The following is a 23,528-nucleotide window of genomic DNA, read 5'->3' as shown; positions in this document are numbered from 1 at the left end:
AATCGCCGGGGGAACCTTTCTAATTTAAAGACAGACACAAAATGACGAGAATTGCATTTACTGTTTTATTTCTCTTTACATGTAATTTGATGGCTCAAACCACAGATGAAATGTACAGGATAATCGAGAGGAAGTTACAGGTAGATAAAACATATCTCGATATCTACACATATAATTTTACTCCTGATGCAACAATGTCGAATTTATTGCCTGCAATTCCACTTACTGACGGACGAGGGGTTTTTCGCTTCAACAGTAATGGCAACATTAACTACTCACTGGTATTCAAAAAACCGGATCTGGAAAATGATACGATTATTTTGCTATATCTGCTTGAGATAGGTGCCGGAGGTGCAGCCGACAGTTCCAACATTTTTGGAAGTAATGTTGCCGGAGGTGCAGACAGTAATATGGTAGTAAAGTTCAAAGATTTTATGGAACTCTATTTTACCAAAGACCAGGCGTACACGCAATTACTTACCTTTCTGAATCGTGAACTCTTGACAACGGATGCTTCATCTCTATCGAAGATCGACAAAAAAGAGAAAGAGAAAATAACCCGCGGCATCTCCTCGGACGGAAATTTGGATTTCATTGCTTATCAGCTTACCAACAGTCTGCACAAGTATCCAAAAGCCATCGCTCCCAAGACTTCCGGTCGGGGGAGGGGAAGTCAGACCACTGCACCAACAGGGGCACCCTTCCAAATTGATGGTTCCTTGTCGTCTCTCAGCTTTTTCCACCCTGTCATGGATTACGGATTTGGCTTCGTGAGTGTTGAATTCAACACCCACACTCCGGTGGTAAATGTTATTCCATGGAAAGGGCAATCAGTTACGGGTGGAGTTCGGGCATTGTTCAGTATATCAGGATCTATAGCTAATCCGCTCACTGACATGCTGATTGATGCAAAACTGATGGGGAGATTTCATATAGACATGAATTCATTTTTGGGAAATCTTCCGTTTGTGATGGGCGACCCGATATCTCTTAATGTTGGGAATGGATTTATTGTGGATGTGAAGACTACCGGATCTTTCAGCCTGCCGTTTTTCAATGCCTATTTTGCCTATGGACCTGAAAACCTTGAGAATCCTTCTTATAGAGTCGGTTCTAAAGCTTATTTCACTTTCACCCAGTGGGAATCGACCATGTCATTCTTCTGGAACAATTCAGAGAAAAGAGCAATAAGGTATAAAATGGATCTTGGAGTTGGTGGCTTCGATGTAATTGAAGCTGATTATTCAGGAGCTACTACTGCCCGCGCCAAATTGAAAGATGTTATCCAGCCTGTAGTTGCGCTCTCTGTTAACTTCGTTCCAAATGATGTGGAGTTCCTTGGCACTGATTTCAGATTTTTCGATAATCACTTGACATCAAAAATCTGGCTCAAACTGCTTGAGTTTGGTGGTGACCACAATTTCCGTGTTGAGATGACAAATGTCTCTTCAGCAATGTTTAGAGAGCCTGAAATATGGGAAAGCAAAAGTTCGCAGACATTTATTCAGTTGAGGTACAGATATGGTTTCTAAAATCAGGTATATATCAGTTATCGGATTGATACTCTGTCTGAATTTCTCTTCATTTGCTCAAGACAGTCAGAATACGCCGGCACCTCTTGACGCCAAAATGGAGAAACTGACAAAAATTTACAGAAATCTTGAACTGAACACGGCTGCTTTTGATGATTTGCGCGAGAAGTGGATTGTTACCGATCCTGTTTTGGTCAGAGCAGTATTCAATAAATTTCTGGTCAGCAACGGATTGAGAATTGACGGCAGAAAACCTTCGCTTGATTTTGTTCGTGAAAAAGTAAAGGATATCTATAAAGGAGAGGTTTTCATTGATCTTCGTAAACGCTACTATGACGATGAAATAGATCTGTTTAGATTTTATTCAGAGAGCAAGGTAAGCAAGAATCCCGACTCGCTCGATTTCTTTTTTGATCCGGTCGAGGATTTTGTCAGAATTCAGGATATAGTCGGTCCGGAAAATTATACATTGTTGAAATCTCAGAGATACGCATTTAACGATGTCTCGAAGACATATTACGATGAGAAACTTTCCTACAAGTTCGACATATTTTTTAGTTTAATTGAACCCCATCTGACTTTCTACAACTTCACTACGAATGACAAGAACAAATATCTGATCTCTGCATTTGGTCGTTGGGGTTATGACAAGATGATCATGCCGGGGTGGTTTTCACCGACATATAATGCCGGTTTGAGAGTAACCTACATAGACAGGATTCTGAATAACCGTCCCAACGATGTATTTACTTTCGACATCGGAATGGGAATACCGGTTTCACAACCTTTTGTTGACAAACTGGTTCCTCACGGTAAACGGCATTTCATGACCGGTCAGAATATCTATATGAATCTGAAAGGTAATTTCCTTCGTTATGCCTCCGAATACTGGAGGGATTACGACCTGAATCTTGAAGCATCACTTGCTCTAAGTACATTTGAACCAGGTCAGATTAAACATGTGAGTGTGAACTCCAATATCAGTTCGATTAGAAATTATTTGAATTTTGGTATGGAGAGGAAGAATTTTGTTGACCTTGAAACATTCGGATATCTGGGAGCCAATCTTGGACTGGGTATTTATGAAGTGCAGGACTACAATCTTGATCCTTCAAAACCGCAGTTGACTGAACTTCCGATGACGGGAAGCAAGTCGAAGTTTTATGTACAGGCTGCGGGTTTGTTCACTAAAGAGGATGCCTTGTTCGCGTATACATTCAAACCGACTGTTTACTATAATGTAACGGAGAGCAACCTGTATTATGGGTTCAACCTGTCATTCCTTATTAGTAACTCTTTCGGTTTTGAATTCAAGTATTATAGCGGTGTTGTAATTGGCAGCGATCCTCTACCGACATACAGAGACGGATCTTATGTGGTCTTCTCACCGATGATTAGAATCAACTACTAAGGAACCCTGTTCTTTAAAAATAAAAAGGCTGTCTCTTAAGACAGCCTTTTATGTTTTAAATAAAGTTGAGACTAAATCTCGAACACCTGACCTTCTCTTGCGAGGAAAATCTCAAGATCGTGTCCGGGGTAGTTGTCATTTTTGTACTGGACAGATTTACTGAACAGGCTGTAAATCTCAAAATCGTCGTTATCGGGTTCGTGATGGAATAGGATGAGCGTCTTGGCTTCAGCCTGCATCGCCAAATCCACTCCCACAAAAGCAGAAGAATGTCCCCAGTCCACTCTTTGCATCTCCTGATCAAACGAATATTGTGCATCGAAGACTATAATATCAGCCTTACCAAAGAAGTCGATAAACTTTTGAAATTTTTGAGTAGTAAAATTGTTGTACTCGGAATCAGAAGCAAAAACAAATACTTTACCCTGATACTCGACTCTGTAACCGTATGATTTGCCCGGGTGGTGAAGTTCAAGATTCTTGATTTTAATACCGTTAATCTCAAGTGAAGTTTCGGGTGGAAACTCTTTGTATTCCTTTTTTGAAGCCATAAAGTTGAGAGAAACAGGGAAAAACTTAAATTCCTGTTGTTCGGTCAATCTTTGCTCAAAATTGCCATGAGGGCTGTAAAAGTTCATTTTATATTTTGGCATGTATGCCGGTTTGAAGAAAGGCCAGCCCTGAATGTGATCCCAGTGAGTGTGACTGATAAAGATGTGCATCTCGTTAAGAGGATCTGCAGATTTAAGCAGGTGATTCCCGAGTTCACGAATTCCTGAACCCATATCAAAAATGAGACGGGTGTCGTTGGCGACGACTTCAATGCAGGTCGTATTTCCGCCCAGGAGGTACTTTAATGAATCATCAAGACTCTCGATAAATGCATCTGCATCGGAGTCTGATTCAAAACTTCGACCTGCGGAAAGTTTAAGGACTTGCCTAAGCTTATCCCGGTATTGAGCTGTAGTTGGTGGTGTCGGTACAGATCCCCGAACACCCCATAACCTGATTAACATTCGAACCTGACGAATTTATGAATGTCAAAGTTAATTAAAAATTATTAAAGAAAGTTTGATTTAAATTACAAAAGTTTTTTCATACTTCAATGTCAAGATATTTAATTTTTCTGTAGAGGGTCGAAAGTCCCAGATTTAGCGCTTTTGCAACCAATTCCTTGTCATAATCATGTTCCTCGAGAATTCTTACCAGGAAATCCCTTTCAACTTTTCGCATGAATTCATCAAGTGAAATATAGGAAGAAGAGGAAGTGAACTCCCTTTGAATTTTGATGATTTCCGGGAGATCGTTCACTGTAATATAATCGGATTCAGCAAAAATAACAGCGCGCTCAATAACATTTTCCAGCTCTCTTACTTCACCCTTCCAATCGTGATTAATCAGTGCTCTGACAGCAGAGTAATCAAATCCTTTTATGCTTTTGTTCATCTGACGCCGGTAAATGTTAAGGAAATGATCCGCCAATACAGGGATATCATCTTTTCGCTCGGTGAGAGACGGGAGCCTTATCTCAATTACATTCAGACGGTAAAACAGGTCTTCCCTAAATCTGCCTTTTTCTATCTCTTCGGCGAGGTTTCTGTTTGTGGAGGCTACAAATCTTACATTAATTTTAACCGGGGAAGTGTTGCCCACAGGAATAAATTCTCTTTCCTGCAAGACTCTTAAAAGTTTTACCTGAAGATTAAGCGGCATCTCACTAACTTCATCGAGGAAGAGCGTACCCTCATCGGCTGCCTTTATAAAACCTTCCTTGTCGTAAGTGGCACCGGTGAAAGATCCTTTTTTGTGTCCAAAAAGCTCGCTCTCAATCAGAGTCTCAGATATGGCACCACAATTAACTGCAATAAAGGGTTTATTTTTCCTTTTGCTGTTGAAGTGGATGGCTTTGGCAACAAGTTCTTTCCCTGTACCGCTGTTTCCTGTAATAAGGACGGTCGAGTCAGTCTCTGACACAGCTCTGATCATTTTGAAGATGTTTTGCATCTTCTTGCTTTTACCGATTATATTTGAAAAATCATACTGGCGATGCAGTTCATGTTTCAAAATCTGATTTTCACTAATCAGTTCCTTAAGCTGAAAGATCCTGGAGACCTTTACAGTTAATTCATCAAAATCGAGAGGCTTCAGGAGATAGTCGCCGGCGCCTGCACGAAGTGCTCTAATGGCGGTTTCGAGAGATCCGTATGCTGTAATCATTATAACTGAAGTATGAAGATTGAGACGAACAATCTTTTCGAGCAGCTCAATCCCTTTCATTTCCGGCATTTCGATATCCGAAATTACAAGGTCATATTCTGTTTGCTGCACCATATCGTAAGCTATTGCTCCGTTTTCAGCGGAATCGACCTGATAACCTTCTTTCTGAAGGATAAAAGAGATCGACTCCCTTATAATGTCTTCATCATCTACAACGAGTATCTTCTTTGACATTTACACTCCGTAAGCTTAATAAATCGGGTTTAAGGGGAGCGATATCTTGAAAGATGTCCCCCTCCCGGGTTTACTTGAAATTTTAATATCCCCTTGAAAACTTTTGACAATGCCGTAACTCACCCACAATCCCAAACCCGTTCCCTTTCCGACTGCTTTTGTGGTATAAAAGGGCTCGAAAATTTTTGCATGCTTGTCTGCAGGGATACCGACACCATTATCAGCAAGTTCTACTATGAGATAGCTACCCTCAACATAAGTTTCTGCTGAAATCTCACCACGGTGATCCGGAAATTTTTCTTTCATTTCGAGGATTGCATCGACAGAATTAATAAGAATATTCACAAAAACCTGTTGGATCTGATCAGACACCAAGGGGATAATGTGTCCTTCCTGCTGATTGAATTTAAAGTTGATATCCTTGGCTTTTTTGCCAACCATAACAATTTCAATAGCTTCTTTCAAATTTTGCCCGATATCAGTTGATCTGAGTTCGTAATTGCTGGGCCTCGAGAAATCGACAAGGTCTCTGATAATTTTTGAGATCCTGTTGATCTGTTTTTTTATAAGCTCAAGTTTCTCTTTAATAAATTCATCTTCGGTGGATCGTTGTATTATTTGTGCCAAAGCGGAGATGGAAGCGAGGGGATTTCCTACTTCATGTGCCACTCCTGCTGCAAGAGTTCCAATACTTTCCATTTTCTGAGTATGAATAAGCTGCTTCTCCAGGTTCCGTTTGTCTGCCAGATCACGGTGGATACCAAAATAGCCAATCAGATTTCCGTCTTCATCGTGCATAGGGGTGATTTGCAACTGAGAATAAAATGTTTCACCATTTTTCCTTTTGTTCTCCACTTCACCAATCCATGTTGAACCGGATGAAATGGTCTTCCACATATTCTCCCAATGCATTTGTGAATGCTTGCCACTGCCAAAGATTCTGGGGTTGAACCCGATAAGTTCTCTCTGATCGAAACCGCTTTCTGCAGAAAATGCCGGATTCACATAGATCATTCTTCCGGTCAGGTCTGTGATTTGAAGCGGATTCATGGTATGATCAGCAATGTATTTAAATCTGATGAGATCTGTTTTGTTCTTCCTGAAAAGAGTAGTATCCTTTATTTGCAGAAAAACCTTGTTCCCCTCGACACAATTGAACAACGCGGAGCAGTCATAGTAAGACCTGCTTTCGACATCCTTGATTCTGCAGTCGAAAGTGATCCTCGACTTTGAGTTAACGCACTTGATAAGAGAGTGTTCAAATTTTAGAATCGATTCAGGACTAAGTATTGAATCAATTTCTTTCAGTGAATCACGGGAATATCCAAGTTTGTCGTAAATCTGTCTGCTTGCGGAAATAATCTTTCCTTCCATGTCAAGGAGAAAATAATAATCGTCAAGCAGGTCGAATAGTTTCAGATCCAAATGGTTCTTCGCATTGTTTTATAAAATATTAAAGGAAATCTTACAAAAATAGTAAAAAGAAGGGGCTAATCCGAATAATAATATCGGTATCAACTGCAATGATATGGTTATATTTAAAGACTGAATTTTTTAAAAAATATAATTCCGGAGAACGAGAATTGATGAAGACCAAGAGCGATGTTTTGGAAAAAATAATTTCCTTGGCGAAGCGAAAAGGATTTGTTTACCAGTCCAGTGAAATATATGGCGGTTTGAACGGATGTTATGATTACGGCCCATTGGGAAGTGAGATGCTGCGTAATCTGAAAGACGAGTGGTGGAAGTTCATGACATACAGAGAAGATGTTGAAGGACTTGATGCTTCCATTCTTATGTCTCCCGAAGTGTGGGTTGCATCAGGACATGTTGAAAATTTCACAGACCCGATGATCGATTGTAAATCATGTAAAGCCCGTTTCAGAGTGGATTATCTTATTGATCAGATTGCCGTAAAAAAGAAGTCGAAACTTCTCGAAACATTACTTGCAGTCGCCAAAGAGGGTGACCTGAAGTCAAAATTAGAAGATTCGTTAAAATCAGTTGAATCCAAATCAGAGGAAGTGAACGATTTTATTGTTGATCTTTTCGAAACTGAACTTGCTCCGAAACTGATCGAGGAATTAAATTGTCCGACTTGCGGTAACAAGGGTTCTTTCACATCTGCCCGTAAGTTTAATCTTATGTTCAAGACATTTTTAGGTCCAGTGGAAGAGACAGGCTCGGCAATCTATCTTCGACCGGAAACAGCTCAGGGAATCTTTGTGAATTTTCTGAATGTACAGAATGCCTCCCGTCAGAAAGTACCGTTCGGTATTGCTCAAATCGGGAAAGCTTTCAGAAATGAAATCAATACCAGATATTTCCTCTTCAGAACCCGTGAGTTTGAGCAGATGGAAATGCAGTATTTTGTAAAGCCGGACGAAGACAAAAAATATTACGATTACTGGAAAGAACTAAGACTCAACTGGTTTAAGAGTCTTGGAATGAAACCTGAGAATTTGAGATATCATGACCATCCTGCCAACAAACTTGCTCACTACGCAAAAGAAGCGACCGATATAGAGTATCAGTTCCCGTTCGGCTGGGGAGAGATTGAAGGAATTCATAACCGTACAGATTTTGATCTGGGCAGACATGAACAGTATTCCAAAAAGGGTCTCAGATTTTATGATGAAGATTCAAAGGAAAGATTCCTCCCGTATATTATCGAGACTTCAGCCGGTGCAAGCAGGTCGTTCATGGCGTTTTTAATTGATGCTTATGAAGAACAGGATCTTGGCGGTGACATCAGAACGGTATTGCACCTCCATCCAAGACTTGCTCCGGTCAAGGCAGCGATACTTCCTCTGGTAAACAAAGATGGAATGCCCGAATTCGCCAAAAAAATTGAGGCGGATCTCAGATCAAAGTACAAAATATTCTATGACGACAAGGCAGCTATCGGAAGGAGATACAGAAGAATGGACGAAATCGGAACTCCTTATGCTATCACTGTAGATACCCAGACCCTTGAAGATAACAGTGTAACGGTTCGTGAAAGAGACAGTATGGAGCAAATTCGTGTAGATGCCTCCAAGCTTTCCGGTTATCTTGCTGAGAAGCTTGCGTAATTATTTCGCTTGAAAATGCAGATTGAAGGCTGTTTCTTTTGAAGCAGCCTTTTTCTTTAGAGTGTACGCTGTAGCATTAAAGGCGGGCTTGAAATAAGGAACCAAAAATTTATGAAACTTCTTTCGGAATCTGTTAGTATAATTTGATAACGAATTAAAAATAAGTTGACTAATGAAAAAATATCTCATTCTACCCCTGTTTTTTATACTAATCTCCCAACAAATTCATCCGCAATCCAACAATAACATTGTAGATGAAGGGATAAAAGATGTGTATTCCTTCAATTTCGCTGCTGCAGAGACAAAATTCAGATCACTCTTGCGTGAGAATCCAAAATCACCGGCGGGACTTTTCTATCTTTCGATGATAGACTGGTGGAAGATTCTGGTCGATCTGGATGATGAATCGAAGGACGATCTTTTTTATAAAAAACTTGACGACATCATCTTTGTTTGCGAGGAAATTCTGGACAAAGACCCCGATAACATCGATGCCCTCTTCTTCAAAGCAGGAGCCATTGGCTACAGAGGAAGACTCAGGGCTTTGCGTGAAAGCTGGTTGAAAGCCGCCGATGATGGAAGAGAAGCGCTTCCGATTGTTAATAAGGTCTTAAAACTGCAACCCAAGAATGCAGATGTTCTCCTCGGTACAGGTATTTACTCCTACTACATCTCGGTAATTCCCGATGAGTATCCTGCAGTAAAACCCCTCCTGATTTTTTTCCCGTCGGGTGACAAGCAACAGGGAATAAAAGACCTTCAGCGGGTTGCCGAAAGAGGTCGATATGCAAAATATGAGGCACAATACTTTCTGATGACACTTTACCAGGAATTTGAGAAGGACGCGCCATCTTCCGAAAAATATGCAAAAATGCTTACTGACCAGTTCCCTGAAAATCCTGTTTTTTTGAAATGGAGAGGAAGAGCTGCTGTAATGCGCGGTGATTATCCTCTGATAAAGGATATTTACACAAAACTCTACGAGGGTTGCAAAGACGGAAAATTTGGTTACACTACCAAGTTGAGACGCGAAACCACATACTATCTGGGGTTTTACTACAAAGCAATCAGTCAGTGGGATTCTTCCAGGATTTACTTCAAAGAATCGGTGGAACTTTCCCGCAAGATAGAGAAAAAAGAAGCTTCCGGCTACTTCGTAAATGCACTGCTGTATCAGGGCATGATGCATGACAAAACAGGTGAACGGGAAGATGCAATAAAATGCTACAATGAAATTTTGAAGTTGGACGAATATAATGGTTCCCACAAATTAGCCAAATCGTATCTGAATGAGCCTTTCAAGTAGAAAAGTTCTTGTTATAGACAATTACGATTCATTCACATGGAATCTTGTTGCTCTCCTCCGGCAGGGAAACGCGAAGGTGACCGTGGTAAACAACGATGACCGGGACTGGGAAAAGATCGAACTTACTGACTATCAGGGGGTTGTTCTCTCTCCGGGACCCGGTTCACCAAGTGACGCCGGGAATCTGTTGAAAATATTTTCACAATGTAAAGATGTGCTGCCTGTTCTCGGAGTATGTCTTGGACATCAGGCGATAGGGGAGACATTTGGATTGAATGTGGTGCCTGCCAGGGAATTATGTCACGGGAAAGCTTTTTATATCAATCACGATGGTGAGGGAGTATACAAAGGAATTCCTGCAAAATTTAAAGGAATGCGTTACCACTCGCTTGCAGTGTCTGAACCAGATGAAAATTCAGTCCTTATTGTTTCTTCCAGGACACCTGATGGTGAAATTATGGGTTTGAGGCACAAAACATTACCGGTTGAGGGTGTGCAGTTTCATCCTGATTCGATCGAAACTGTTGAGGGGCAACAAATCATTAATAACTGGTTGAGTTCAATTTAACCCGCTAAAACCGGTTATCTTTTTTTTTATATTCAAAAACTGAAGAGACAGGTATCTCCAATTCGTTTAAAGGGCTCTATGCCAAATGCTGCCGTATCTTTTTCGAGAGTCTGGTTCGATCTTTCAAGAAGAAAAAGCCCCCCTTCATTTACTAATCCCCGGTTGATAATATTCTTCACCACCTGATGGATGTCGAATTCATAAAACGGCGGGTCAGCAATGATAACATCAAATTTTAGTGTTGTTGTTGCCGTGAAAGAAACTGCACTCATTTTATGTATGCTGGTCGATTTTTCCACTCCGAGAGAAGCGATATTTTCTGAAAGAACCTTTACCACCGGGTAATTCTTTTCGACAAAATGAACTTCTTTAGCACCCCGGCTCAGCATTTCAAATCCAAGTGATCCCGACCCTGAATAGATATCAGCTACAACCGCTCCGTCAAAATCGTAAAAATTGGCTAAATAGTTAAAAACCGACTGTTTTACTTTGTCTGTAGTGGGTCTTGTATATTTGGAATCAGGAGTTTTGATGAATCTTCCGCCAAATTCACCTGAGATTATTCTAAGCCTCATTTCTGATCTCTTGCATAAGGTCAGGCGGAATCTTGCTCACTTTGCCAAGTGGAAAACCGGAAAAGCTGTCCTTGGTTTTTACATTCATCCACTTTTCCACGAGAGAAGTCAATCCGATCATGTAATCCTCGAGGCTGAAATAAACAGCATGGAGTGTATCCTTGTCGATTCTTCCTGCCGAATTGTTCAGCAAAAATGAATCGATGATATCAGGTACCGATGGGACATCAATAAAATTAGTGGAATAAACCGAAGTAATCGCCCTTCCTTTTATTGCCGAAAGGATGATGCTGCTCCCGGAGAGATGGAGCAAAACCGATGATTGCTCTTCGGGGAAGTATCTCTTTATAAAATTTCTCAGAGAGAGAAAAGGAATGGTGACCTTTGTTTTTGGAGCTTTGAGATGGTTTTTAATCTCTGCTGCAAAAGTGAGAATGGAATTGTCGATCAGGGTAATCAACTCATAATCAGGTGAACTGAACCCGGGGGAGTCGAGTCTTTGGACATCGAGCGAAAAAGAATCATCTGTGAGATAGGGGAAAATCAGTTTAGTTTCGAATTTATACTCGTTGTACTGCTGCAGGCGCGAAAGTCCTTGCTTAGCCGGTAGTGAGAAGGTATGAAACATTGCCTGCGGAAAAATAAGATAAACCGTGGAATCCATTAGATTCGCTTTACCAATCGAGTAAAGGAGATCGTCTTTCAGCCTTGCCGCATTTTCAGGGTTGATACTCTTGATGGTTGAACCTTCGAGAATCGAGTAATTCAGGGGTATTTTATCAACTGACTCTTCCTTAGGGTTCACATTTTTAATTGAAATTGAGTCAAATTTTATCTCGAGCAGGATCCGGTTCATACTATTCCCATGAAGCTGAATATTTAAGTGCATCAAAATAGAGATTTCCGATACTTCCATATCCTGACGGATCAACTATTTTGAATCTTGTTCCCCGGGTAATTGAAGTGTCCACTCTGATGAATTTCCCTTTTTCTGAAAAAACTGAATCGATTACTTTCACAGAATCGAGTAATATTGTAAACGGTTGATGAACCTTTGTTGAGTATTTTAAGCTGTCCGCTCTCAATACCCCCTCTTCATCGGTCCTGAAACTGAACAGTGAAGAATCGAGTCCTTTTATACTCCCCAAAACTATTCCTGCCTCGGCAGTCTTCACAAAGTTGATCAGTACGTCAATGTTACCGGAAAAATGTCCGTATTTTTCCACATAAGCTCTTTGTGCAGTCCTTAGATTATGAAGCCGGTTGCGGGCTTCCTTTTTGTTGCTTTCTTCAAGTTGTGTCAGATGAAGCGGATCGAAATAAGCAACCTTTAACAGAAAAAGTCCAAGGATGATGATTAATCCCGGATTGATGAACGACTGATAATCCTTGTAAAACTTTTTTACTTGTTCCATATCAAAGCGTCAGGTAGCGTTTAATTTTCTCAAGAGTTTTCTTTCCGATACCTTTGACCTTGAGTAACTGGTCAACCGAGTCGAACCCATTATTATTTACTCTAAATTCAACAATACTAGCAGCAATTTCCTCACCGATTCCCGTGATTCTCACAAAATCGTCTATAGAAGCTGTATTTATATTAATCGACGAGTCTTTTGGGATTCCTTTTTTCATGGATTCACTTGCTGAACTCTTCGACCCACTTTTCTTTTGTTTATCCTTCTCTACTTTTTCAGTCTGTTCTTTTAGGAGTTGAGCGGATGTTTTTTCCTTGGGAGGTGGAATTTCCGCTTTTGCATCAGGTTTGAAAATTTGAATCAAAGCGCCGGTTACAATAGCGACCAGGACAAACAGAAGTGCTGAGACCTCCAGTTTAGTTAATCCTGACCTTATTGAAAGGCGCTCGATCAAATTTTTCAAGTGAAATCTACAATCCGAATTTCTTAAAGAAACCGCTTTTTTCCTCTGAGCCCGAAATATTGGGCTGTGTCTGTAATTCCTTAAGAAGTTCTTTTTCTCTTGCGTTCGTTTTCTTCGGAACAATAATATTTACCTGAACAAGCTGGTCGCCTTTCCGATGGCTTCTGTCATTCACATTAGGCAGACCTTTCCCTGCAAGCCTGAGTATCTTGCCGGCGCTTGTACCCGCCTCAACCGAAAGTTTAACTTTTCCTGTAAGGGTTGGAATTTCAACTTCATCTCCAAACACAGCCTGCGGGAAACTAATAAAGAGTTGATACATGACATCCGAACCGTCTCTTTTGAAGTGCTCGTGTTCAATCTCCTGAAAACCGACAAGCAGATCACCGTTCGGTCCTCCTCTAAGACCGGCATTTCCTCTTCCTCTGAGACTTAACTGCATCTCATCGCTGACACCAGCCGGCACTTCGATGGTTTCCGTGACTTCGCTTTTGGTTCTACCGTCACCGTGGCATTTCTTGCAGGGTTTGTCGATTACACTCCCTTCGCCGTTACAGTTGGCACAGGGTTGGATGTTTACGAACTGTCCGAAGACCGAGCGCGAGACATTTCTGATCTCACCTGAACCGTTACATGCAGGGCATGTCTTTTTGCTGGCCCCACCCTCAGATCCGCTTCCAGTACAGGAATCGCATTTTACAAATTTATTGATTTTGATGGTCTTTGTAGTGCCGGTGGCAATTTCTTCAAGTTTTAATTTTAAAGTCACTCTCAGATCACTGCCGGGAGTACCGGTACTTCTTCTTTTTCCTCCTCCGGAACCTCTTCTGCCTCCGCCGAAGAAGTCATCGAAAATGGAACCGCCACCTCCGAAAACATCCGAAAAATGGGAGAATATATCGTTGATATCTGTAAATCCCTGCTGACCTCCACCGGCTCCGAAAGCCTGGTGGCCGAATCTGTCGTATTTCGCTCTTTTCTCATCATCACTTAAAACTTCATATGCTTCGGCTGCTTCTTTAAATTTTTCTTCTGCTTCTTTGTTGTCGGGATTCCTGTCAGGGTGAAATTGCATTGCAATTTTTCTGTAGGAAGACTTTATTTCATCCTTCGAAGCTGACTTAGCAACACCAAGCACCTCATAATAATCTCTTTTGCTCATATCTTACTTTTCTTCTTCCTCTGATTTAGTTGAGTCATCTGTAGGGGTTTCCGGCAATTCACTGATAATTACATCGCTGTGACGCAGAATAGTATCTTTATACATGTAACCCGGGGTAACTACTTCAAGTACAGTATCGGGATCTACTTCGCTGTTGGCATATCTGCCTATTGCATTGTGCAGGTTATAGTCGAAAGGCTGACCTTTTGCAGGGATTTGTTTCAATCCTTTTTGCTCAAGCATTTTTGCAAGAGAATCATGAATAAGAATGAAACCCTGTATTACCTTCTCCTTGTCTTCAGTTTTTGGAGCAAACTCTGCCGCGCGGTCGAAGTTATCAATGACAGGCAGAAGCGCGGAAATGAGATTACCCTCTGCATCTGACCATGTTTTGGCTGATTCTTCACGGTGACGGCGTTTGATATTGTCAATTTCTGCGACTCTTCTTTGAAGAATATCTCTCAAATTGTCGATTTCGGTTTTTTGCTTCTCGATCTCTGCATTCAGATTGTTGATTTGCTCCACGAGTTCGTTGATAATACCTGCGTCCGTCAAGGAACCCGTTGAATCGTTATCCTGTGTCGAGCCGGATTCATTCAGGGGCTCTAAATTTTCATTTTCCTGGTTTTCTGTCTGGTTCATTTTTTCTTTATTTTCTTTTTTCTTTCCAAATGCCATGATAATTTCTCCTTATAAAGTTTAAAAATTTGAGATTTATTAAACTTAATAACATTTATAAATATTTTAAATATTGTTTTGGTTCCCTGAAAGAAGTTCAGTCAGGAGTCCGGCAGTAAAATCAACTATTGCGATTATTCTGGCATAATCCATTCGTTTTGGACCTATAATGCCCATTGCACCGGTATTTTCGCCGACCTTATATTCTTTCATTACAATACTGTAATCTTCGGTCTGATTGTATGGAAGTTCCCTTCCTATCATGATATTTACTCCACTAATCGAACTCGCTCTTTCAAGAAATATCCCTGAGCTGTTTTCGAAAATGTGGATAATTATATCCTTCTCTTCCATCAATTCGACGATATTCTCAAATTTGATCGGATCTTCAAACTCGGGATGTTTCAGCAGATTTCTGGCGCCGGAAATCATGACTTTATCATCTGTCTTGAAATCATTAAATATCTTGTCAGCAGAATCATATAGAAGCGAAATTATCGGATTTCCATGAATCTCGGAATCCTTCAACCTTTCTGCCAGCGAGGTTTTAATATCTTTTAGCCTTAAACCGGCAAGTTTTTCATTCAACAGACGCTGCACATCCTCAATTTGTTTCTCTTCGATATTCGTCGTCAGTTCGAGTGTAATTGTTTTCACCAGCCCCGAAACGATGCTGATGACGACAAGAATTTTGTTTGAAGCGAGATAGACGAGTTGAATTCGACTGAGAACGCCGGTTTCTATTTTTGGATAGATAACACAGGCAAGCTGGTCTGTAATTCTGCCGAGAATCTTTGATGCGATGTTATAAATATCTTCACTGTTTACAAGATTTTTCTTAATCTCTGAAGTGATAGAATTACGGGTGGTATCATCGAGACTTGGGACATCCATCAGCGAATCGACATAAAGCCTGTAGCCCTTGTCTGTGGGCACTCTTCCTGCGGATGTGTGCGGATGATTTATATAGCCTGAATCTTCAAGATCAGCCATGATGTTCCGTACAGTGGCAGGTGACAATCCGATATCATACCTTTTGGATATGTTCCGGCTGCCTACAGGTGAAGCTGTAAGAATGAACTGATTCACAATATGCCGAAGGATGCTTTTCTCTCTTGCGGAAAGCTCAAATCCTTGCATTTTTCAGGTTACTCCGGTTTTAAAAAATTAAAAGTATTTAACCTGCAAATATAAGCAATTCAAACGGGGCGAAAAATGTTTTGAATTTTCCCCGCCTGTCGTTAAATTTTTTGATTAAGTACTCTTAAAAACTTATATTTGAATTTGATTAATTTTGAGTTTTAAACTACCAAATCAGGAAGTTTTCGATGACCTTGGAACAGGGATTGTTTGGATTTTTTGCACTAATAGCGGTAGCATCATCTGTTTTGATGGTAACCCGTAAAAATCCTGTTATTTCCGCACTATTTCTTGTACTTAATTTTGGAGCCCTCTCCGGAATCTATTTGTTGCTCAGAGCCCAGTTTTTAGCTGTTGTTCAGGTAATAGTATATGCCGGAGCGATCATGGTCTTATTCCTGTTCGTTTTGATGCTTCTGAGACCGGAACAGGAGAAATCTTACTTCAAAGAGAGACCCCAGCAGAAATTTCTCGCCATAGTAATTGCTTTTTTGATGTTCGCACAGATGGTTTATTCGATCTTTTTCACATTACCGGGCAAGGTGGTTGATGAGAATACCAGAGTGGAAATTGGAACAATTGAACACATCGGAAAGGAATTATATACAACTTATCTTCTTCCGTTCGAAGCGATTGCGTTTGTACTGCTTACGGCTACAATTGGTGCATTGATATTATCTAAAAAGAAATTGGATTAGTTTCAGTTATGATCCCACTCGAATATTACCTTATTTTAAGTGCTTTTATGTTTGTTACCGGGGTTGCCGGTGTACTTACCAGACGGAATGCCATCGTGGTATTTATGTCGATAGAGCTGATGTTAAATTCAGCGAACCTGACCTTTGTTGCATATTCATCTTTCTTTGGAGATGTGATAGGGCAGCTTTTTGTTTTTTTTGTAATGGCAGTCGCAGCAGCCGAAGTAGCTATCGGTCTGGCAATCATCATAGCCATTTTCAGGAATAAAGTTACAATTAACATAGATGAAATTAACATTTTAAAGTGGTAATCTACTAAACACCCCACGAAATATGACAGAATACATTTACTTGGCAGTGCTTTTCCCATTGATCGGATTTCTGATCAACGGGCTGTTTGGGAGACTGATCAAAAACGAGAAGATTGTCGGCGGAATTGGTGCCGGCATGGTTGGTCTCGCATTCCTGGTCGTAGTTTTCTCTTTTTTCGAAACTCTCGGATTACCTGCTGATCAGCGGAGCCGGATAATCAAATGGTTTACCTGGATAAAAACGGGCGGTATTGATGCCGCATTCAGTTATCAGGTCGACCAGTTATCTCTCACCATGTCACTTATTGTTACAGGTGTTGGATTTGTTATCCATGTTTACTCAATCGGTTATATGCACGGAGATAAAGGTTTTTGGCGGTTTTTTGCCTACATGAACCTCTTCATCGTTGCGATGATGAACCTGGTGCTTGCCGACAATTTTGTTCTTCTGTTTCTCGGTTGGGAAGGAGTGGGACTGTGTTCCTACCTGCTCATCGGTTTTTACTACGACAGGAAATTTGAAAAAGGTACTGTAGCTGATGCTTCCAAAAAGGCATTTGTGGTCAACAGAATCGGTGATTTCGGTTTTCTCGTCGCGATGTTTTTTGTTTTCTACTACTTCAAAAGTTTAAATTTTAGTGAAGTATTGCCGCTTGTTGCCGGATCGGGGATTGAGCCCTGGATTTTTGAGGCCATAGCAATATTCCTCTTCATCGGAGCCACCGGAAAATCGGCTCAGATACCTCTTTTTGTATGGTTGCCTGATGCGATGGCCGGTCCGACCCCTGTTTCTGCCCTTATCCACGCCGCGACAATGGTTACCGCAGGTGTTTATCTCGTTGCCAGAACATCAGTAATTTTTGCGATGGCACCAACTGCAATGATGGTGGTTGCAATAATCGGATTGTTCACAGCTCTTTTTGCTGCAACAATCGGACTCGTTCAGAACGACATAAAGAAGGTTTTGGCGTATTCCACTGTTAGTCAGTTAGGCTACATGTTTCTCGCACTCGGAATGGGTGCTTTCTCCGCAGGTATCTTTCATGTCATGACACACGCCTTCTTTAAAGCACTTTTATTCCTTGGTGCCGGTTCTGTAATACACGGTATGCACGAAGAACAGGATATCAGAAATTATGGCGGCTTGAAAAAGTATATGCCAAAAACATATCTCACTTTTGCGATTGCGGCTGTGGCAATTTCAGGCATTCCCCCTCTTTCCGGCTTTTTCTCGAAAGATGAAATACTCTGGATGGCTTATGCGAATGGTGGATTGTTCTTCTGGATAATAGGAGCAATTACTGCTTTAATGACTGCATTTTATATGTTCAGACTTCTTTCTCTTACATTCGAGGGGAAAGAACGATTCGACCATCATCATGTGCATCCTCACGAATCCCCGAATATCATGGTGATTCCGTTAATCGTGCTTGCAGTGCTTTCTGTAATTGGTGGATTTATCGGACTTCCGAAAGTTTTCGTAGGGGAGCATGGCAATCTGTTCGAAGTGTGGCTGGCGCCAATTTTCAAAGATGCCACCCGGAAACTTGCGACAGGTAACATTCATTCCCACCTGGAAGAATATCTCCTGATGGCTACCTCTGTTATTGGAGCGGTGGCTTCAATTATGCTTGCAAGACACATCTATTTGAGAAAACCGGAAATTGCTACAAGTATATCTGACTCTTTCAAAGGAGTTTATAACACTCTTCTAAACAAATATTATGTTGATGAGTTTTATCAGAAGGTTATCATCACACCACTGGTGAAGATTTCTGATTCCGTTTTATTTAAGTTTACCGATGCCAAAATAATCGATGGAGCCGTGAATGGCACAGCGAAGGTAATTGATTTTGCATCAGGTTATGCACGAAAGTTTCAAACCGGCGTGACACAGTTTTATGCTGTCATAATGATGATAGCAATAACAGGTACATTATTCTGGATAATATTGAGTTTCTGATGGATAAAAGTTATATATTGAGTCTTCTTTTACTACTTCCCATTGCCGGCTCGTTGCTGGTCCTGATGTTACCCAAAGAGAATTTGAGGTTGACCAGGATAACAGGGCTTGTGATTTCACTCGTGATCTTTGTGGTCTCATTATTCACATATTTTAATTTCAACGCCGAAAGTGTAAATTTCCAGTTTGCCGAAAAATATGAGTGGGTAAAAGGACTCGGAATTTATTACCATGTAGGTCTCGACGGAATGTCGCTTTTGCTCGTTCTGCTTACAACATTTATGACACCACTGGCACTTCTCTCCACCTGGTCGAGTATTGATGTTAAAGTGAAAGAATTTACTTTCTTCATGTTGATGCTCGAGGCAGGAATGCTTGGTGTTTTTATGTCCCTCGATCTTTTCCTCTTCTACATTTTCTGGGAAGCGATGCTTATTCCGATGTACTTCATCATCGGTATATGGGGCGGCAAAAACAGAATCTACGCATCTGTTAAGTTTTTTATCTATACGATGGCCGGTTCATTAGTGATGCTCATTGCCATCATCTGGCTTGCAAATTCAGGAACTGCCTTTACAACCGATCTGATTGAACTCTACAAACAAGGACCTGCAATCGACCCTTCGAAGCAAAATCTTTTGTTTGCAGCGTTTGCTCTTAGTTTTGCAATAAAGGTTCCATTATTTCCTCTACACACCTGGTTACCTGATGCGCATGTTGAGGCTCCAACTGCAGGATCGGTAATTCTTGCCGGTGTTCTTCTGAAGATGGGTACATATGGCCTGATAAGATTCAATTTACCCTTGTTTCCGGATGCAGTAAAAGTTTTTGCTCCATACATTACCACACTGGCTGTTATCGGGATAATCTACGGTGCACTTGTGGCGATGGTGCAAAAGGATATGAAAAAGCTAGTTGCGTATTCATCTGTATCCCATCTTGGATTTGTTGTACTCGGTATTTTTGGATTGACCGTTGAGTCGATGCAGGGAGCGATAATCCAGATGGTTAATCATGGACTCTCAACCGGTGCACTCTTCCTTTTGGTCGGATATATATACGAAAGAACCCACACTCGCGAGATCGCTGATTACGGCGGAATTGCGAAAATTGTGCCGGTATATGCAACAATTCTTTTGATAGTGTCTCTTTCGTCTATCGGTGTTCCTGGATTAAACGGATTTGTTGGTGAGTTCCTGATACTTGTTGGCTCATTCAAGTCACCACTACTCGTCAGCCCTTATTTTTCAATAATAGCAGCCTCCGGTGTAATTTTCGCTGCTGTTTATCTCCTCTGGATGTATCAGAGAGTCTGTTTGGAGACAGTAAAGAACGAAAAAATGAATTCTCTTACCGATCTGAACACCCGGGAGTTAATTACTCTCGCTCCATTACTGCTATTCATTGTTTGGATAGGAATTTATCCGTCAACTTTCTTGAGGTTATCCGAAGCGTTTTCATCTAACATTGTAAATACGGTGATGAACGCCCTGGCAAAATAAAATATGAGGCACGCAGCACTTTTTTTCGCAGCCTTTTTTACACTGTTCATATTATTTAACAGCGAAATAAGAAGTGAATCGAAAGATTCAACTGACAAAACAAAACAGGAAACTGTTCTTTCTCATACTGATAAAGCAAAGACAGCAGAGACCGGAGCGCATCACGGGTCTTCTCCAAGTCCGTACATGGTGATCCCTTTTATACTGCTTTTACTGCTGATAGCCGTTGCCCCTTTGTTTTTTCAACATTTTTGGGAGCACAACTATCACAAGGTAGCAATCTTTTTGGGTCTGATTGTTGCTGTTTATTATGCGGCGATACTGAATGATTTTACAAGTCTCAGGCACACACTCGTGGAATACCTGTCATTCATCGCCCTGCTGAGTTCTTTGTTCGTTGCAAGTGGTGGCATCCTGATAAAAGTGGATAAAAAAGCCACGCCAGTGGCAAATACGCTTTTTCTACTTTTTGGGGCGATTATTGCGAATGTGATTGGAACAACCGGTGCGTCCATGCTTCTGATTCGTCCATTTATGAGAATGAACAAAGGAAGAATCAAGCCGTACCACATCATATTTTTTATTTTTGTGATAAGCAATGCGGGTGGTGCTCTTACTCCGATCGGAGATCCGCCACTGTTTCTCGGATTCCTTAAAGGAGTTCCTTTTTTCTGGGTGATAGAGCAGGTTTGGCTGATTTGGATTTTGGCGATATTCATGATTCTCACGATTTTCTTTGTTCTTGACAAAGCAAATAAACTCGGAGCGGATGATGAGACAAACTACAGCGGAAAGATAGAACTAAAGGGGCTAAAAAACCTTGGCTATCTGGGAGTAATCATTTTGTCGGTATTCCTTGATCCGGCAGTCCTGTCATGGGTACCTTCATTGGATCCATTGCCCGTTGGAATCAGGGAAATCATAATGTTCAGTGTGGTTTTTGCCGCGTACAGAACTGCAGACGAAAAGATACTTAAGGCAAATGAATTTGATTTTGCTCCCATAAAAGAGGTTGCATATCTGTTTGTTGGTATATTCTTTACAATGGTTCCTGCTCTCAGACTTATAGCGGATATGGCGCGCGAAAACAGTGATGTATTCACAAGTTCATTGTTCTACTGGGCATCAGGTGCTCTTTCGTCATTTTTGGATAATGCCCCGACTTATCTGAACTTCATGAGTGCTGCCATGGGAAAATTTGGTTATGATTTGAACGGTGGAGCTGCACAGACTCAGCTTTTCCTCCAGAATCCCGATGCGGTACAGTACCTGACCGCAATTTCGGTTGGTGCGGTTTTCTTCGGTGCCATGACATATATTGGAAATGGACCCAATTTTATGGTGAAGTCGATTTCAGAAAGAGCCGGTGTCAGGGTTCCAAGCTTTATCGAGTATATAATTAAGTATTCACTGCCCGTTTTATTGCCCGTTTATGCAATAATATGGTTCATATTTTTCAGAGGTTAATCAATGACAATAAAGAGTTGCCTTGCTGAAAAAAAGACCGGTTATCTTTACGGTAACAGACTAATTCTCCCGTTCAAGGGAAGATTTCTTAAGGTCGTGGTTGAAAAAGACATTATTACGGATTTTTCGCCCAGTTCAAGAGGGATTAACATTGTGGAAGAGGATCTATATACCAGCCTTTACTTCCTGGAATACAACTCTCTTCGTGATACTTTATCGAAGTATGATAATATAAAAATCGTCGTCGTTGAAAAAGAGGACGACATATTTGATGTTACTAAACACATGAAACTTGCAGTCTACAGAACTGACTCGCATGTGGCAACTATTGAAGAAACAGAACATGACATTTTATTTATTGAGTAGGTATGGATTTTAACATAACAGACATATATAGCTATCTCCCGCTGGTAATTCTGGCATCGGTTATTTTAATTTCCCTCGTGATCGAGATGTATGTCAAGAGTGCGGAAAAGATCATCCCATGGCTGACTGTGGTCAGTTTTCTTGTGGTGTCTTATCAATCACTCTTGTCTGTCGGTGATCAGGGAATCTTCTTTAACGGAATGCTGGCAACCGGTGGACAGGTCAACATTTTCTACTTCATTTTCAATTTTGGTGCAGCAATAGTCACTCTCCTTTCTGTGGACTATCTCCGTAAAACCGGAATATATCATGGAGAGTTTTACATACTTCTGCAATCGGCAGTATTGGGAATGATGATGATAGCCAGCGCTCGCGATTTGGTAATGATTTTCATTGGTCTCGAGCAAATGTCTCTTTGTTTCTACATTCTTGCCGGTTTTGCGCGCAAAAGACCTTTTTCGAACGAAGCTGCGTTAAAATATTTTCTTCTTGGTTCATTCGCCACAGGGTTCATTGTCTACGGTCTCGGACTTCTTTACGGCTCGTCCCACACACTCAATATTGCGCTTTTGTTCCAGTCATTCACCTTTGACAAGACTAATATAATTGGAATCATCGGGCTTACCCTTTTCTTTATTGGATTTGCCTTCAAAATTGCTGCGGTTCCGTTTCACATGTGGGTTCCCGATGTCTATCAGGGTGCACCGACTGCAACCACAGCAATCATGTCTACAGGTGGTAAAACTGCAGCTTTTGCAGCCCTTATTCTTGTAGTCTCACCCGCATTTGCTAAAGAGAGAGCGAGTGAAGTACTGACCCCAATGATTGCCTTTTTTGCTACCCTTTCGATGCTTTACGGAAGTATTACAGCCATACTACAGACAGATATTAAAAGAATGCTGGCTTATTCCTCAATCGCACATGCGGGTTATATGCTTATAGGTCTCGCAGCCGGGAATGACAGAGGGATTGACGGCTTAATATACTATCTGGCAGCCTATTCCTTTATGAATCTCGGTGCATTCGGGATCATTGCGATGATCGAGGATAAAGAAGAGAAGAATCTCCTGATAAGTGACTATGCCGGTCTGGGTACTAAATACCCGCTCCTCGCCGGTCTTCTTGCTCTCTTCATGTTTGCTCTTTCGGGAATTCCCCCTTTCGCAGGTTTCTTCGGTAAATACTATGTGTTTATCTCGGCTATCGAATCAAATTTGGTGTGGCTCGCCATTGTTGGCATCATCTCATCGGTCATAAGTGTATATTTCTATTTGAGACTCGTGGTCGTGATGTATTTCAGTAAAGAGGAATCAAAACTCGAGATCGTTAATTCAAATTCCGCAATGACCGGAATCATAGTGTCAGCCATCCTGATTGTATTGATGGGAATTTTGCCGGGTTCGGTGATAAACCTTATCTCGAAATTTTAATTAATTTTTTATTTTT

22 protein-coding genes are annotated in these 23,528 nt (G+C 41.1%); 12 read left to right on the top strand and 10 right to left on the bottom strand.

All coding sequences use genetic code 11. The features are described 5' to 3' along the window. The first annotated feature begins 41 nt into the window (after nt 1-41). Nucleotides 42-1,532, top strand: a complete 1,491-nt coding sequence (locus J0L60_12560) for a hypothetical protein (GenBank protein MBN8546955.1) — start codon at nt 42-44, stop codon at nt 1,530-1,532. Continuing rightward, the gene (locus tag J0L60_12555; GenBank protein ID MBN8546954.1) at nt 1,522-2,943 is read left to right on the top strand and encodes a hypothetical protein; all 1,422 of its coding nucleotides are present in this window, start codon (nt 1,522-1,524) and stop codon (nt 2,941-2,943) included. Before J0L60_12560 ends, J0L60_12555 begins: the two co-directional genes overlap by 11 nt. Before the next feature lie 71 nt (nt 2,944-3,014). Here J0L60_12555 and J0L60_12550 read toward each other — a convergent pair whose 3' ends face one another. The 3 genes from J0L60_12550 to J0L60_12540 form a co-directional block, all read right to left on the bottom strand. Beyond that, nucleotides 3,015-3,959 (bottom strand): MBL fold metallo-hydrolase, encoded by a 945-nt coding sequence (locus J0L60_12550; protein MBN8546953.1) that lies wholly within the window; start codon nt 3,957-3,959, stop codon nt 3,015-3,017. A 79-nt stretch (nt 3,960-4,038) separates the two neighbouring features. Further along, a complete protein-coding gene (locus J0L60_12545) occupies nt 4,039-5,394 on the bottom strand; it encodes a sigma-54-dependent Fis family transcriptional regulator (protein MBN8546952.1) in 1,356 nt (451 codons plus the stop codon). 15 nt (nt 5,395-5,409) lie between these two features. After that, nucleotides 5,410-6,819 (bottom strand): PAS domain S-box protein, encoded by a 1,410-nt coding sequence (locus tag J0L60_12540; protein MBN8546951.1) that lies wholly within the window; start codon nt 6,817-6,819, stop codon nt 5,410-5,412. A gap of 161 nt (nt 6,820-6,980) precedes the next feature. On the opposite strand from J0L60_12540, the gene J0L60_12535 reads away from it, so the two are divergent. The 3 genes from J0L60_12535 to J0L60_12525 all read left to right on the top strand — a co-directional run bounded on the left by J0L60_12535 (nt 6,981) and on the right by J0L60_12525 (nt 10,342). Further along, a complete protein-coding gene (locus J0L60_12535; protein MBN8546950.1) occupies nt 6,981-8,468 on the top strand; it encodes a glycine--tRNA ligase in 1,488 nt (495 codons plus the stop codon). Nucleotides 8,469-8,640: 172 nt separating this feature from the next. Beyond that, nucleotides 8,641-9,774 (top strand): hypothetical protein, encoded by a 1,134-nt coding sequence (locus J0L60_12530; GenBank protein ID MBN8546949.1) that lies wholly within the window; start codon nt 8,641-8,643, stop codon nt 9,772-9,774. Then, entirely contained in the window at nt 9,758-10,342 is a 585-nt protein-coding gene (locus tag J0L60_12525) for an aminodeoxychorismate/anthranilate synthase component II (protein ID MBN8546948.1), read from the top strand. Before J0L60_12530 ends, J0L60_12525 begins: the two co-directional genes overlap by 17 nt. Nucleotides 10,343-10,374: 32 nt before the next feature. Here J0L60_12525 and rsmD read toward each other — a convergent pair whose 3' ends face one another. The 7 genes from rsmD to hrcA all read right to left on the bottom strand — a co-directional run bounded on the left by rsmD (nt 10,375) and on the right by hrcA (nt 15,775). Continuing rightward, nucleotides 10,375-10,917 (bottom strand): 16S rRNA (guanine(966)-N(2))-methyltransferase RsmD, encoded by a 543-nt coding sequence (gene rsmD / locus J0L60_12520; GenBank protein MBN8546947.1) that lies wholly within the window; start codon nt 10,915-10,917, stop codon nt 10,375-10,377. After that, nucleotides 10,907-11,773 (bottom strand): hypothetical protein, encoded by an 867-nt coding sequence (locus J0L60_12515; protein ID MBN8546946.1) that lies wholly within the window; start codon nt 11,771-11,773, stop codon nt 10,907-10,909. Before J0L60_12515 ends, rsmD begins: the two co-directional genes overlap by 11 nt. 1 nt (nt 11,774) lies before the next feature. Further along, nucleotides 11,775-12,332 (bottom strand): hypothetical protein, encoded by a 558-nt coding sequence (locus J0L60_12510; GenBank protein MBN8546945.1) that lies wholly within the window; start codon nt 12,330-12,332, stop codon nt 11,775-11,777. 1 nt (nt 12,333) lies between these two features. Then, nucleotides 12,334-12,786 (bottom strand): helix-hairpin-helix domain-containing protein, encoded by a 453-nt coding sequence (locus J0L60_12505; protein ID MBN8546944.1) that lies wholly within the window; start codon nt 12,784-12,786, stop codon nt 12,334-12,336. A 16-nt stretch (nt 12,787-12,802) separates the two neighbouring features. Further along, on the bottom strand, nt 12,803-13,957 hold the full coding sequence (dnaJ, locus tag J0L60_12500) for a molecular chaperone DnaJ (GenBank protein ID MBN8546943.1): 1,155 nt from the start codon (nt 13,955-13,957) through the stop codon (nt 12,803-12,805). Nucleotides 13,958-13,960: 3 nt separating this feature from the next. Then, nucleotides 13,961-14,635, bottom strand: a complete 675-nt coding sequence (locus tag J0L60_12495) for a nucleotide exchange factor GrpE (GenBank protein ID MBN8546942.1) — start codon at nt 14,633-14,635, stop codon at nt 13,961-13,963. A gap of 66 nt (nt 14,636-14,701) precedes the next feature. Continuing rightward, nucleotides 14,702-15,775 (bottom strand): heat-inducible transcription repressor HrcA, encoded by a 1,074-nt coding sequence (hrcA, locus tag J0L60_12490; GenBank protein MBN8546941.1) that lies wholly within the window; start codon nt 15,773-15,775, stop codon nt 14,702-14,704. Between the two features lie 188 nt (nt 15,776-15,963). On the opposite strand from hrcA, the gene J0L60_12485 reads away from it, so the two are divergent. The 7 genes from J0L60_12485 to J0L60_12455 are packed head-to-tail and all read left to right on the top strand — an operon-like array spanning nt 15,964 to nt 23,512. After that, a complete protein-coding gene (locus tag J0L60_12485; GenBank protein ID MBN8546940.1) occupies nt 15,964-16,473 on the top strand; it encodes an NADH-quinone oxidoreductase subunit J in 510 nt (169 codons plus the stop codon). A gap of 8 nt (nt 16,474-16,481) precedes the next feature. Further along, nucleotides 16,482-16,784 carry an NADH-quinone oxidoreductase subunit NuoK gene (gene nuoK / locus J0L60_12480; GenBank protein MBN8546939.1) on the top strand — a complete coding sequence of 101 codons (303 nt, stop codon included), beginning with the start codon at nt 16,482-16,484 and terminating at the stop codon, nt 16,782-16,784. 22 nt (nt 16,785-16,806) lie between these two features. After that, nucleotides 16,807-18,747, top strand: a complete 1,941-nt coding sequence (gene nuoL / locus J0L60_12475) for an NADH-quinone oxidoreductase subunit L (GenBank protein MBN8546938.1) — start codon at nt 16,807-16,809, stop codon at nt 18,745-18,747. Continuing rightward, complete coding sequence (locus J0L60_12470) at nt 18,747-20,249, top strand: NADH-quinone oxidoreductase subunit M (protein ID MBN8546937.1); 1,503 nt, start codon at nt 18,747-18,749, stop codon at nt 20,247-20,249. Before nuoL ends, J0L60_12470 begins: the two co-directional genes overlap by 1 nt. Before the next feature lie 3 nt (nt 20,250-20,252). After that, nucleotides 20,253-21,716 carry a sodium:proton antiporter gene (locus tag J0L60_12465; protein MBN8546936.1) on the top strand — a complete coding sequence of 488 codons (1,464 nt, stop codon included), beginning with the start codon at nt 20,253-20,255 and terminating at the stop codon, nt 21,714-21,716. A 3-nt stretch (nt 21,717-21,719) separates the two neighbouring features. After that, complete coding sequence (locus tag J0L60_12460) at nt 21,720-22,082, top strand: hypothetical protein (GenBank protein ID MBN8546935.1); 363 nt, start codon at nt 21,720-21,722, stop codon at nt 22,080-22,082. 2 nt (nt 22,083-22,084) lie between these two features. Next, nucleotides 22,085-23,512, top strand: a complete 1,428-nt coding sequence (locus tag J0L60_12455) for an NADH-quinone oxidoreductase subunit N (protein MBN8546934.1) — start codon at nt 22,085-22,087, stop codon at nt 23,510-23,512. Nucleotides 23,513-23,528 lie beyond the last annotated feature (16 nt).

The organism is Ignavibacteria bacterium (assembly GCA_017302895.1).
Taxonomy (GTDB): Bacteria; Bacteroidota; Ignavibacteria; order Ignavibacteriales; family Ignavibacteriaceae; genus UTCHB3.
This window is presented reverse-complemented; position numbering and strand designations above follow the sequence as displayed.